Origin of the sequence: Streptomyces antibioticus (assembly GCF_002019855.1) — a bacterium.
Lineage (GTDB): Bacteria > Actinomycetota > Actinomycetes > Streptomycetales > Streptomycetaceae > Streptomyces > Streptomyces antibioticus_B.
On record NZ_CM007717.1, the window covers coordinates 6,062,987 to 6,075,955 of the forward strand.

10 protein-coding genes are annotated in these 12,969 nt (G+C 74.0%); 6 read left to right on the plus strand and 4 right to left on the minus strand.

What is annotated here, in order from left to right; genetic code table 11:
• Window positions 1-9: 9 nt before the first annotated feature.
• Window positions 10-243 (minus strand): Lrp/AsnC family transcriptional regulator, encoded by a 234-nt coding sequence (locus AFM16_RS27610; RefSeq protein WP_030793842.1) that lies wholly within the window; start codon window positions 241-243, stop codon window positions 10-12.
• A gap of 206 nt (window positions 244-449) precedes the next feature.
• On the opposite strand from AFM16_RS27610, the gene AFM16_RS27615 reads away from it, so the two are divergent.
• Together AFM16_RS27615 and thiD are read left to right on the plus strand one after the other, a co-directional pair.
• Window positions 450-1,418 (plus strand): thiamine-phosphate kinase, encoded by a 969-nt coding sequence (locus tag AFM16_RS27615; protein WP_030793845.1) that lies wholly within the window; start codon window positions 450-452, stop codon window positions 1,416-1,418.
• Window positions 1,419-1,422: 4 nt separating this feature from the next.
• Window positions 1,423-2,217 (plus strand): bifunctional hydroxymethylpyrimidine kinase/phosphomethylpyrimidine kinase, encoded by a 795-nt coding sequence (gene thiD, locus AFM16_RS27620; RefSeq protein ID WP_078634939.1) that lies wholly within the window; start codon window positions 1,423-1,425, stop codon window positions 2,215-2,217.
• Between the two features lie 99 nt (window positions 2,218-2,316).
• Here the strand turns inward: thiD and rpmB are convergent, their stop codons facing one another.
• A complete protein-coding gene (gene rpmB / locus AFM16_RS27625; RefSeq protein ID WP_003973430.1) occupies window positions 2,317-2,502 on the minus strand; it encodes a 50S ribosomal protein L28 in 186 nt (61 codons plus the stop codon).
• 270 nt (window positions 2,503-2,772) lie between these two features.
• Between rpmB and AFM16_RS27630 the strand changes: the two genes are divergently transcribed.
• Entirely contained in the window at window positions 2,773-4,470 is a 1,698-nt protein-coding gene (locus tag AFM16_RS27630; RefSeq protein WP_179123314.1) for a DAK2 domain-containing protein, read from the plus strand.
• A 23-nt stretch (window positions 4,471-4,493) separates the two neighbouring features.
• Here AFM16_RS27630 and AFM16_RS27635 read toward each other — a convergent pair whose 3' ends face one another.
• Together AFM16_RS27635 and AFM16_RS27640 are read right to left on the minus strand one after the other, a co-directional pair.
• On the minus strand, window positions 4,494-7,478 hold the full coding sequence (locus tag AFM16_RS27635; protein WP_078634941.1) for a methyl-accepting chemotaxis protein: 2,985 nt from the start codon (window positions 7,476-7,478) through the stop codon (window positions 4,494-4,496).
• The gene (locus AFM16_RS27640; RefSeq protein ID WP_078634942.1) at window positions 7,479-9,338 is read right to left on the minus strand and encodes an HSP90 family protein; all 1,860 of its coding nucleotides are present in this window, start codon (window positions 9,336-9,338) and stop codon (window positions 7,479-7,481) included.
• Window positions 9,339-9,528: 190 nt separating this feature from the next.
• On the opposite strand from AFM16_RS27640, the gene recG reads away from it, so the two are divergent.
• The 3 genes from recG (at window position 9,529) to coaD (ending at window position 12,915) form a co-directional block, all read left to right on the plus strand.
• Window positions 9,529-11,736, plus strand: a complete 2,208-nt coding sequence (gene recG, locus AFM16_RS27645; RefSeq protein WP_078634943.1) for an ATP-dependent DNA helicase RecG — start codon at window positions 9,529-9,531, stop codon at window positions 11,734-11,736.
• Between the two features lie 88 nt (window positions 11,737-11,824).
• Window positions 11,825-12,409: a 16S rRNA (guanine(966)-N(2))-methyltransferase RsmD gene (gene rsmD, locus AFM16_RS27650; protein ID WP_078634944.1), complete on the plus strand. Its 585-nt coding sequence runs from the start codon at window positions 11,825-11,827 to the stop codon at window positions 12,407-12,409.
• A 26-nt stretch (window positions 12,410-12,435) separates the two neighbouring features.
• Window positions 12,436-12,915 carry a pantetheine-phosphate adenylyltransferase gene (gene coaD / locus AFM16_RS27655; RefSeq protein ID WP_179123390.1) on the plus strand — a complete coding sequence of 160 codons (480 nt, stop codon included), beginning with the start codon at window positions 12,436-12,438 and terminating at the stop codon, window positions 12,913-12,915.
• Window positions 12,916-12,969: the final 54 nt, after the last annotated feature.

The following is a 12,969-nucleotide window of genomic DNA, read 5'->3' on the forward strand; positions in this document are numbered from 1 at the left end:
AGACGGGGGCTACAGATGCACGACCGGGCAGGTAAGGGTACGGGTGATCCCGTCCACCTGCTGGACCTTGGCGACCACCAACCGGCCGAGGTCGTCCACCGTGTCGGCCTGGGCCCGCACGATCACGTCGTACGGTCCTGTGACGTCCTCGGCCTGGACCACGCCAGGGATCTTGCTGATCTCCTCGGCGACGGTCGACGCTTTGCCGACCTCCGTCTGGATCAGGATGTACGCCTGTACCACGGAACCTCCAGGGCGGCCACGAGGATCATGTGGGGAAAAGGAACGCCACGGTATCGCGTCGTCGCGCGCCGCGGGGAGACCTGCGGGGGGCCGTACACGCGCGCCGTAGTGCGGGCTCATCAGAGGTTGACGGTCACATCGACCGTATCGAGGACACTGGTCCTGCGCGACCGGGCACGGACAGGGACAGAAGGGGCGAAAGGGCAATGAAGGGGACCGTCGGTGAGCTAGGGGAGTTCGGGCTCATCAGGGAGCTCACCTCCCGTCTCACCACCACCTCGGCGGTCCGGGTCGGCCCCGGCGACGACGCCGCGGTGGTCGCCGCACCCGATCGCCGGGTCGTGGCCAGCACCGACATCCTGCTGGAGGGCCGGCACTTCCGCCGCGACTGGTCCACGGCCTACGACGTCGGCCGCAAGGCCGCCGCCCAGAACCTCGCCGACATCGCCGCCATGGGCGCCGTGCCCACCGCGCTGCTGCTCGGTCTCGTGGTGCCCGCCGAACTGCCGGTCACCTGGCCGAGCGAGCTGATGGACGGCCTGCGCGACGAGTGCCAGGTCGCCGGGGCCTCGGTGGTCGGCGGCGATGTGGTCCGCGGCGACACGATCATGGTGTCGATCACCGCGCTCGGCGATCTGCGCGGCCATGAGCCGGTCACCCGGGCCGGCGCCCAGCCCGGCGACCTCGTCGCGGTGACCGGCTGGCTCGGCTGGTCCGCCGCCGGGTACGCGGTCCTCTCCCGCGGCTTCCGCTCGCCCCGCGCCTTCGTCGAGGCGCACCGCCGCCCCGAACCGCCGTACCACGCGGGCCCGGCGGCCGCCGGGCTCGGCGCGACCGCGATGTGCGACGTCAGCGACGGACTGATCGCCGACCTCGGGCACATCGCCGAGGCCAGCAAGGTCCGTATCGACATCCGCTCCGGCGCCATCGACGTCCCCAGCCAGATGAACGACATCGGGCAGGCTGTCGGCGTCGACCCCGTCCAGTGGGTGCTCACCGGCGGTGAGGACCACGCGATCGTGGCGACCTTCCCGCCGGACGTGAAGCTGCCCGCGCGCTGGAAGGTGATCGGCGAGGTCCTCAACCCCTCCGCGCTGCCCCAGGTGACGGTCGACGGGGCGCCCTGGACCCGGCAGGGCGGCTGGGACCACTTCGGCGACATAGAGGGGGCCTGACCCCGTGAAGCCCCGGGTCCTGACGGTGGCCGGCTCCGACTCCGGGGGCGGCGCCGGCATCCAGGCCGACCTGAAGACGATGCTCGCGCTCGGCACCCACGGGATGAGCGTCGTCACCGCGGTCACCGCGCAGAACTCCCTCGGGGTGCAGGGCGCCTGGGAGCTGCCCGTGGACGCGGTACGGGCCCAGTACCGCAGCGTGGTGGACGACATCGGCGTCCAGGCCGTGAAGACCGGCATGCTCGCCTCCGCCGAACTGGTCGAGGCGGTCGCGGACTTGATCGCCGGGACCGACGCCCCGGCCGTGGTGGACCCGGTGGGCGTCTCCAAGCACGGCGACGCGCTGCTGGCCGCCTCGGCGCTCGACTCCGTGCGCACCAGGCTGCTCCCGGCGGCGACCGTGGCCACGCCCAACCTGGACGAGGTCGCGCAACTCACCGGCGTCCACGTCGCGTCGCGGGACCATCTGCGGCGGGCGGCCGGGGCGGTCCTGGAGTTCGGGCCGCGGTGGGCGCTGATCAAGGGCGGCCATCTCTCCGGCGACGCCGTGGACCTGCTCACGGACGGCACCGAGGAGCACTGGCTGAGCGCGCCGCGCCTCGACAACCGGCACACGCACGGCACGGGCTGCACCCTCGCCTCCGCGATCGCCGCCCATCTCGCGCGCGGGGAGTCGGTGCCGGCGGCGGTGACGGCGGCCAAGGCGTACGTCACCGGGGCGATCGCGGCCGGGTTCTCGCTGGGCGCCGGGATCGGGCCCGTGGATCACGCGTGGGAGCTGCGGCGGGGGACGGCCTGAGCGTTTGCCGGGGCCTTGGAAGCACAGCAAAAAGCCGGCCCACCCGAGGTGGACCGGCTAGATGCGGCGAACCGACATGGCCGCGCGCTCAGCGGAGCGTCAGCGCGAGACCTTGCCGGCCTTGATGCACGAGGTGCAGGCGTTCACGCGCTTCGGCGTCCCGCTCACCACGGTACGCACACGCTGGATGTTCGGGTTCCAGCGACGGGACGTACGGCGGTGCGAGTGCGAGATGTTGTTGCCGAAGCCCGGCCCCTTGCCGCAGACGTCGCAGTTGGCAGCCACGGGTCACTCCAAAGACTTCAGATGCACTTACGGATGATCCCGACAAGCCGGGATCAGGATCGTAGGATCTGAGTGGCGCTGCCGGGGGGAATGGCCCGATCAGGATCGGGCAACCGGAGCAGCATACAACGACTGCGCCAGTAGAACGAAACTACCATGGCTGCTCAGGGCCCTCCGCCCGGCCGGGCCCCCGCCCCGGCCCACCTCCGTCCGGCGGTCCCGGGCCCGGGGTCTACGCTGCGTCCAGTCCAGCAGCTCAAGGAGGCGCAGGTGGCGCACGCCCCGCAGACATTTCTCGATGCTCTCGCGGTGCGCACCTGGTGCGGCCTCGCCCTCGCGGCGCTGGGACGCGCGCGTGAGGAGATCGACGCGATCAACGTGTACCCCGTCGCTGACGGGGACACCGGCACCAACCTCTATCTGACCGTCGAGTCCGCGGCGACCGCCGTCGAGGCCGTGTTCGCGGGGTACGAGGCGGGCGCCGACGGCGGCGCGCCCTCCCTCGCCGACGCCGTGCGCGCGATGGCGCACGGCGCCCTCATCGGGGCGCGCGGGAACTCCGGCACGATCCTCGCCCAGTTGCTGCGCGGCATGGCCCAGGTGCTGGCCGCCGACGGCGGGGCCGCGCACAGCGGCGGGGAGGGGCTGCGGCTCGCGCTGCGCCGGGCCGCCGACTCCGCCCGGCTGGCGGTCGCCCATCCCGTCGAGGGCACGGTCCTGTCCGTCGCCTCGGCCGCCGCGGACGCCGCCGACGGGGCCGAGGGCGACTGCGTGACGGTCGCCCGGGCCGCCCACCGGGGCGCCTGCGAGGCGCTCGCCGCGACCCCCGCCCAGCTCGCCGTCCTGGCGCGCGCCGGGGTGGTCGACGCGGGCGGCCGGGGACTGGTCGCGGTCCTCGCCGCGCTGGTGGAGACCTTCGCCGGGGAGGCCCCGGCGCTCCTCACGACGGCGACCGACGGCCCGCACGCACGCGTGGACGCCCTTCCCGATTCGCTCGCCGGGCCCGCGGAGAGCTGCGCCGACGGGGCGGACGGCGAGGACGGCGGCCCGGCCTTCGAGGTGATCTACCTCCTGGAGGCCGAGGACACGGCCGTCGCCCGGCTGCGGCGCCGCCTGGACGCCCTCGGGGACTCGCTCGTGGTGGTCGGCGGCGACGGCCTGTGGAACGTCCACGTCCATGTGGACGACGCCGGCGCGGCCGTGGAGGCGGGCGTCGAGGCGGGACGGCCGTACCGGATCCGCATCACGCACTTCGGGGCCGGTGACGCGCACGCGCGCGTGGGCGAGCGTCCGCTGCGCGAGCGCGCCCAGCGGGCCGTCGTCGCCGTGGTGCCGGGCGAGGGCCTGGCCGGGCTCTACACCGAGGCCGGCGCCACCACCGTCCTGGCGCGCCCCGGGGAGCCGCCCGCCAGCGGCGAGCTGGTGGAGGCCGTACGGCGGGCCCACGCGCGCGAGGTCGTGCTGCTGCCCAACGACGCCGAACTGCGGCACACCGCGGCCGCGGCCGCCGAACAGGCCCGCGCCGAGGGCATCCGGGTGGCCCTGATCCCCACCCGCTCGGCGGTCCAGGGGATCGCCGCCCTCGCCGTGCACGAGCCGGGCCGCCGCTTCGACGAGGACGTCGTCTCGATGACCTCGGCGGCCGGCGCGACCCGGCACGCCGAGGTCGTCGTCGCCGAGCGCCAGTCGTGGACCATGGCGGGCATCTGCCAGGCCGGTGACATCCTCGGGCTGGTCGACGGGGACGTCGCCGTCATCGGCGCCGATGTCACCGAGACCGCCGTGAGCGTCCTGAACCGGATGCTGTCGGCGGGCGGCGAGCTGGTGACCCTGGTGCTCGGCGACGACGCCCCCGAGGGGATCGCCGAGCACCTGGAGGCACGCGTGCGTGAGGCGTACCTCGCCGTCGACACGGTGGTGTACCGGGGCGGGCGGCAGGGCGCGCTGCTGCTCATCGGTGTCGAGTAGCCGTTGACGGGGGAGCGGGTCGCTCAGTCCGCCGTCTGCTCCGCCACCACCTGCAGGAGCTGCTCCGCCTCCGCGCGCCGCGCCCGGGCGGGCCCGCCGTCCTCGCCGCTCTGGGCCGCGTCGTCCTCCGGATAGGCCCGCAGCACGGCACGCGCGCGGGCCGCCGCGTCCGCCGGGCGGCCCAGGTCCGTCTCCAGCCAGCCCGCCGCCAGCTCGGCGCCGGTCCGGGCGGGCAGCCCGTCCTCGCCGAGCCCCACGAACACCGCGACCGCCTCCGCCACCTGCGACAGCGCCTCCTCCAGGGTGGCCCGGATCGCGTCGTCGTCGGCGTCCTCGCCCGCCGAACGGGCCAGCAGGTCCCCGAACTGGCGGTGGGTGTGCCCCAGCTCGGCGACCAGCCGCAGCCGGCTCTCCTCGTCGTCCGTCGCGCCGAGCGCGTCCGCGCACTCCTCCACCGCGCTCGTCATCAGCCCGCGCGCGGTGTCCGTGCCGTCGTCCGTGCGCAGCGCGAGCCAGGCCCGGGCCCGCAGCGAGCGCACCAGCCCGTGGACATTGCCCAGGGCCCGCCACAGCTCGCCCGCACGCGCGTACGCCTGGTCGGCGTCGGCGTGCAGCCCGGCCTGCCCGAGCGACTCGGCGGCCAGATGCGCGAGCGTCGCGTGGTCGTGCTGCTCGGGCCAGTGCCGGGCGATCTCGGCGGCCCGGAGCCGGCGCTCGGCCGCGTCCCGGTGCTCGCCCAGCTCGGCCAGACAGTCGCCCAGCCACCACATCGTCTGCACGACCGGCCCGTCGCCGTGCGTCTCGGCGTTCAGGTCGGCCAGCGCCGACTCCAGCACCTCGGCGGCCTCCGCCCAGCGGCCCTGGCGGACCAGATACCCGCCGAGCTGATGACGCGCCCACGCGCCGAACGCCGGGCCCTCGCCCGACTCGTCGGCCCAGTGCGCGGCCTCCAGGGCGTGCTCCGTGGCCTCGTCGGCCTGCCCCCGGCCCCCGACCACCTCGGCGAGCTGAAGATGGAGCTGGGCCCGGCCCACGGGCTCCAGATACGGCCCGCCGTGCTCCAGGGCCGCCCGCAGCGCCCGCTCCGCCTCCACCATGTCGCCCAGATGGTGCGCGAGCCCGGCCAGCCGGGCCTCGTACTCCACGGCGAACCACGGCAGCCCCGCCCCGGTGAACTCCGCCGCCGCCCGCGCGAACAGCTCCGCGCCCGACTCCGGGTCCCCCGAGCGCGTCGCCAGCTCCGCGAGCATCGCGTGCGCCTCGGCGACCCGCGCGGCCAGCCGTACGTCGTCGTCGGTCCGCCCCTCGACGAGCGCCAGCACCTCCCGTACGGCGCTCTCCGCGTCGGCGAGGACCGGCTCCGCGACCGGCCCCTCGGCCGTGTGGACGGAGCGCATCAGGATCCGCGCCCGGGACATCAGCACGCCCGCCGCCTGCCGCACCCCGGTGCCGCCGTCGGCGTACAGGGCGAGGACCTCGTCGTAGGGGCCGGCGACCGCCGTGAGCGCGCCCGGGACGTCGTCCTCGGCGAGCGCGTGGACGTACGCCGCACGCGCGTGTGCCGCCAGGGCCTCGCCGGGGTCGCCCGCCTCCGCGTACAGCTCCGCGGCCCGCGCGAACGTTTCAGCGCCCTCCGGGCCGAGCGCGATCGCCGCGTGGTCGGCGATCTCCGCACGGTCCCGCGCGTCCAGCCCGGCCCCCGCTGGGCCTTCGGCGGCCTCGGCGGCCCGCGCCACCGCCGCCCACGCCTCCACGGCGTTCGGCCGCAGCGTGTCCGACAGCCGCCTGGCCTCGGCGATCAGCGCCTCCAGACCCTCCGCACCGGCCCCGTCGGCCGGTGCCGCCCCGGCCTCCCGGGCCGCGGGCGGCGCGCTCGCCGCGGCCGGGGCCGGACGGGCCGCCCGCACCCCCAGCGGCAGCCGCTCCACCAGCGGACGCTGTGCCATCCGCGCGCGGGCCCGCTCACCGATGTGCGGTGTGCCGTTGCGCTCGTCGAACCGCGCGGCCAGCGCCAGGGCCTCCGCGCGCGCGTGCGCGGCGAGCTCGGCCGCCGTCCACTCCCGCCCCGCCGGACCCGGCACCCGCTGCCCCTCCAGGCCCATGTCCGCCAGCCGCTCCATGAGCAGCACCACCACGCACAGGAACTCCAGCCTGCTGCGCGGATGCCCGTCGTCCGTGAAGTACGCCGGCCGCTCCGCCAGCAGCTCCAGACCGCGCGCCTCGTTGCCGGTCAGCGCGCAGAACTCCACATGGTCGGCGTACGCGCCGCGCATGCTCTCCATCGGCCGCACCAGCCGGAAACCCCGCAGATGGTTGGCGCGCGCCTCGTCCGCGCGGCCCAGCCGCAGCAGCGGCACCAGCGACGACGCCAGCACGGTGTGCGGCTCGTGCGCACACGTGTACGCGCCCTCCAGGACCGGCGCCCACAGCTCCAGCGCCTCCGCGTCCCGGCCGCTCTCGGCGTGCCACCAGCCCTGCCCGTGCAGCTCGCACGCGTGACAGTCGGCCATCGCGTCCCGGTCCGCCGCCAGCCAGGCGTCGAACGCCCGCTCCGCGCGCGCGGTGTCCCCGACGTGCGCGGCCACGCTCAGCTCGGCGCTGCGCACCGCGCGCTCCGAGTGCCCGGCCAGCCGGTAGCGGTGGTCCATCTCGCCGAGCCACTTCTCGACCGACGCCAGCGGGATGTGCGGCTGGTCCAGCATGCCGGCCGACATCCACTTGAAGACCCAGTGCAGCGCGTGCGTCTCGTACTCGTCGAAGTCCCCGGGCCGTTCGTCCCACATGCGCAGCAGCCGCGCGAACGGGACGAACATCTTCGCCTTCTCGGAGCTGTAGTTGTAGACCTTGAGCTGGTGCCCGAGCGCCTCGATCACCGCGAGCGGCTCGTTCAGCCGCTCGGCCGCCACCAGCAACTGCTCCGCGCGCGCGTTGCGCGCCGGTCCCTCCGGCCGCTCGCCGTTCTCCGCCATCGCCCGGCGCAGGGCGTCGAAGTCCGTGATCTCGCTCATTCAGTGACCGCCCCCCGCGGTGTCGGAATCGGAACCGGGAACGGCCTCGCCGTGCGTGGCCCACTCCAGCAGGCCGATGAACGCCCGGTTCAGCAGCGCCGAGTCCGCCGGCCGCAGCGGCCGCTGCGCCATCAGCAGCGCCTGCCCGTACAGCGACTCGGTGGCCGTCCCGATCAGTTCGGGCTCCCCGAGCGAACTGATCCGCCGGATCAGCGGGTTGAGATGGTTGAGCACCAGACGCGCGCGCGGGGCGCTGCCGCGCAGCGAGCCCAGGATGCCCGCCCACAGATCGTCGGCCTGCGCCTCGGCCTCGGCGCGCGCCTGCTCGTGCCGGGCCGCCCGGTCGTCCAGATGCAGCGCCGGCACCGACAGCGGATGGAAGGCCCGCAGGACCACGTCGCAGCCCAGCGGGTCCAGCTTCGCCCGCGCCACCGCGAGGAACCCCGCCAGCGCCAGCTCCTCCGCCGGGTCCACCGAGTCCAGATGGGCCGTCACGGTGTCCGCGTCCAGCTCGGCGACCACCGTCCCCGGCCGCACCGACGGCAGCGCCTCGACCAGCTCGCTGTCGTAGGTGTAACCGCCGTTGATCACCCCGACGCCCTGCGCGGACGCGATCGGCGCGACCTGCCGGTACTCCTCCACCGTGCGCGTGAAGTGCACCACCGGGTGGCGCTGCGCGAACTCCTCCAGCGACAGCCGCCCGTCGGTCGTCTCGAAGGGCAGCCACGGCAGCATCGTGCGCAGCATCTCCTTGTCGTGCCGCGCCAGGGACTTGACCCCCAGATGGTGCACGGCGAGGAACGCCCCGAGGCGCTCCGGGTCACCGGCCGCGAGACCCGTCAGCCAGGCCCGGATCCGCTCACCCAGCGCCTCCCGGACGGCGGCCAGCGTCTCGTCCTCGTACAGCGACTCGCGCGAGGCCGTCGGCCGCAGACTGTCGGTGTCGAGCACACAGCGCACGAAGAACGCCCAGTCGGGCAGCAGTTGCTCGGCCCGCTCGGTCAGCAGCATGCCCTTGAGGTGCACCCGGTGCGTGGCCCGCTGCGCCGGACTGACCGCGGCCGGCAGCACATACGCCACCCCGCGCACGCCCGCCGCCGGCACGTCCAGCTCGATGGTGTCCAACGGCGTGAATCCGAAGAGCTGGTGGCAGTGCCGGGCCAGCGCCACCCGCCGGTTGGCGGGGGAGGCGTACGGCCGGTCCCAGGGCGCCGGCAGATCGGTGACCGCCTCCTCGCCCACCCGGACGTCGTACGGCAGCAGCGAACCGACGTCGCGGGCCAGCCGGAGCACCCGCTCCTCGGTGAGCCACTCCGCGGCCCCGGCCCGCGCCACCAGATGCACGGTGGTGCCCGGTTCGGGCCGCTCCTCGTGCGGCAGCGTCCGCACGGTGTACGAACCGTCGTCGCGTGCCGTCCACTCCACGGGCGGCGCGTCCGGGGTGCGCGAGCTGCGGCTGACCACCCGGATCCGCTCGGCGACCACGAAGCACGCCAGCAGTCCGATGCCGAACTGGCCGAGGAAGTCGGCCCGCGCCTCCCGCAGGTCGTCCGCCCGCTTGGAGCTGCGCCCGATGGTCGCCAGCAGGGTGTGCACATCGGCCTCGGTGAGCCCGACGCCGGAGTCCTCCACCCGCAGCGCGCCGTCGGCCGCGAACAGCCGCACCCGCGCCGGGGCGTCGGGCTCCTCGGCCCGGCGCGCCGTGATGGCGTCCACGGCGTTCTGGAGCAGCTCGCGCAGGTAGACCTTGGGACTTGAGTACAGATGATGGGACAGCAGGTCCACCAGACCACGCAGGTCGACCTGGAAGGTGTGTGGTGACGGAGTTGCCTGGGATGCCTGTGAGGTCTGGGAGTCCATCGCTACGGCGCCGCGGGTTGGGGTCGGGCACGGCGCGGGGTCGGGCGGTCCCGGTGGGGCGGTGACCGCGAATGATGGCTGGAGGCGCGCCATCCTAGGGCCCGAACGAGCCGTCTGACCAGGGGTTTCGGGATAAGGATCCGGCAATGTGGGTGACGCGTGTCCACCGTTGTCAGTGCGGTGGTGTGCAATGGATCTCGTGCCCGCACTCGAAGAACCGCTCAAAAAGGTGCTCGGCCCACCTACCGCGAAGGTGATGGCCGAGCATCTCGGCCTGCACACCGTCGGCGATCTCCTGCACCACTACCCGCGCAGATACGAGGAGCGGGGCCAGCTCACCCACCTCGCCGACCTCCCCATGGACGAGCACGTCACGGTGGTCGCCATGGTCGCCGACGCCCGGCTGCACTCCTTCGCCTCCGCCAAGTCCCCGCGCGGCAAGGGCCAGCGGCTCGAGGTCACCATCACCGACGGCCACGGCCGGCTCCAACTGGTCTTCTTCGGCAACGGCGTGCACAAGCCCCACAAGGAACTCCTGCCGGGCACCCGCGCGATGTTCGCCGGCAAGGTCTCCGTCTTCAACCGCCGCCTCCAGCTCGCCCACCCGGCGTACGAACTGCTGCGCGGCGACACCGAGGAGGCCGTCGAGACCTGGGCGGGGGCGCTGATCCCGCTCTACCCCGCCACCGCCAAGCTGGAGTCCTGGAAGATCGGCAAGGCGGTCCAGACCGTCCTGCCCAGCGCCCAGGAGGCCGTCGACCCGCTCCCGGACAGCCTGCGCGAGGGCCGCGGCCTGGTCTCCCTGCCCGAGGCCCTCCTCAAGATCCACCGCCCCCACACCAAGGCCGACATCGACGCCGCCCGCACCCGCCTGAAGTGGGACGAGGCGTTCGTCCTCCAGGTGGCCCTGGCCCGCCGCCGGCACGCCGACGCCCAGCTCCCGGCGGTCCCGCGCCGGCCCGCCGCCGACGGTCTGCTCTCCGCCTTCGACGACCGGCTGCCCTTCACCCTCACCGACGGCCAGCGGAAGGTCTCCGCGGAGATCTTCGACGACCTGGCGACCGACCATCCGATGCACCGGCTGCTCCAGGGCGAGGTCGGCTCCGGCAAGACGCTCGTGGCCCTGCGCGCCATGCTCGCCGTCGTCGACGCGGGCGGACAGGCCGCCCTCCTCGCCCCCACCGAGGTGCTCGCCCAGCAGCACCACCGCTCCGTCGTGGAGATGATGGGCGAACTGGCCGAGGGCGGCATGCTGGGCGGCGCGGACCGCGCCACCAAGGTCGTGCTGCTCACCGGCTCCATGGGCACCGCCGCCCGCCGCCAGGCCCTCCTGGACCTGGTCACCGGCGAGGCCGGCATCGTGATCGGCACCCACGCCCTGATCGAGGACAAGGTCCGCTTCCACGACCTGGGCCTGGTCGTGGTGGACGAACAGCACCGCTTCGGTGTCGAACAGCGCGACGCCCTGCGCGGCAAGGGCAAGCAGCCCCCGCACCTGCTCGTCATGACCGCCACCCCCATCCCGCGCACGGTCGCGATGACCGTCTTCGGCGACCTGGAGACCTCGGTCCTCGACCAGCTCCCGGCCGGCCGCTCGCCCATCGCCAGCCATGTCGTCCCGGCCGCCGACAAACCCCACTTCCTGGCCCGCGCCTGGGAGCGCGTGCGCGAGGAGGTGGCGAACGGCCATCAGGCGTACGTCGTCTGCCCCCGCATCGGCGACGAGGACGAGGACCCCAAGAAGGCCGGGCGGAAGAAGTCCCCGGAGGACGAGGCGGAGAAGCGCCCCCCGCTCGCCGTCCTCGACGTGGCCGACCACCTCGCCAAGGGCCCGCTGCAGGGGCTCACCGTGGAGGTGCTGCACGGCCGGATGCACCCCGACGACAAGGACGCCGTGATGCGGCGCTTCGCCGCCGGGGACACCGACGTCCTGGTCGCCACGACCGTCATCGAGGTCGGCGTCAACGTCCCGAACGCCACCGCGATGGTGATCATGGACGCCGACCGCTTCGGCGTCTCCCAGCTCCACCAGCTCCGCGGCCGGGTGGGGCGCGGCTCGGCCCCCGGCCTGTGCCTGCTGGTCACCGAGATGCCGGAGGCGAGCCCGGCCCGGCAGCGGCTGGGCGCCGTCGCCGCCACCCTCGACGGCTTCGAACTGTCCCGCATCGACCTCGAACAGCGCCGCGAGGGCGACGTCCTCGGCCAGGCCCAGTCCGGCGCCCGCTCCTCCCTGCGCGTCCTGGCGGTCATCGAGGACGAGGAGGTCATCGAGCAGGCCCGCGAGGAGGCGGTGGCCGTCGTCGAGGCGGACCCGGAACTGACCGCGCACCCCGGACTGCGCACCGCCCTGGACGCCCTCGTGGACGAGGAGCGGGAGCAGTACCTGGAGAAGGGGTGAGTGCCCCGGGCCGCCCCCAGCGAGCGCGGAGACCCCCGCGACCGGCCACACTGAACGCACACCCGCCGTCACGACCAAGGACCCGAAGATGACCCGCGTGATCGCCGGCACGGCCGGCGGACGCCGACTGGCCGTCCCGCCAGGGACCGGCACCCGCCCCACCTCCGACCGCGCCAAGGAGGGCCTGTTCTCCACCTGGCAGTCCCTGCTCGGCGGCCCCCTCGACGGCGAACGCATCCTGGACCTCTACGCCGGATCGGGCGCCGTCGGCCTGGAGGCCCTCTCCCGCGGCGCCGGCCACGCCCTCCTCGTCGAGGCCGACACCCGAGCGGCCCGCGTCATCCGGGAGAACGTGAAGAGCCTCGCCCTCCCCGGCGCCGAGGTCCGCGCGGGCAAGGCCCGCCAGATCATCCAGACCGCGCCGACGGCACCGTACGACCTGGTCTTCCTCGATCCGCCGTACGCCGTCACGGACGACGATCTTCGGGAGATCCTGCTCACACTCCGCTCGGGGGGCTGGCTCGCGGCGCGCGCCCTCGTCACCGTGGAGCGCAGCACCAGAGGCGGGGAGTTCCACTGGCCCGACGGTTTCGAAGGACTCCGGGCCCGTCGCTACGGCGAGGGAACGTTTTGGTACGGTCGCGCCGCCTCTACGTGCGAAGACGCACGATGACCGGACCGGAGAGCGAGGGATCTCAAGTGCGCCGCGCCGTCTGTCCCGGGTCGTTCGACCCGATCACCAATGGACATCTCGACATCATCTCCCGCGCCTCCCGTCTGTACGACGAGGTCTATGTCGCGGTGATGATCAACAAGTCCAAGAAGGGCCTGTTCGAGGTCGACGAGCGGATCGACCTGATCCGCCAGGTCACCAGCGAGTACGGGAACGTCCGCGTCGAGGCCTTCCACGGCCTCCTGGTCGACTTCTGCAAGCAGCGCGACATCCCGGCCATCGTCAAGGGCCTGCGCGCGGTCAGCGACTTCGACTACGAGCTTCAGATGGCCCAGATGAACAACGGCCTCTCCGGCGTCGAGACGCTCTTCGTCCCCACCAACCCCACCTACAGCTTCCTGTCCTCCTCCCTGGTCAAGGAAGTGGCCACCTGGGGCGGCGACGTCTCCCACCTGGTGCCCCCGGTGGTCCTCGACGCCCTCGACGCCCGCCTGCGCGCGGGCTGATGGGGCTACAGTCGTCCCGTCCGTCTCCAACACAGTTTCAGAGAGTGGCGAGCA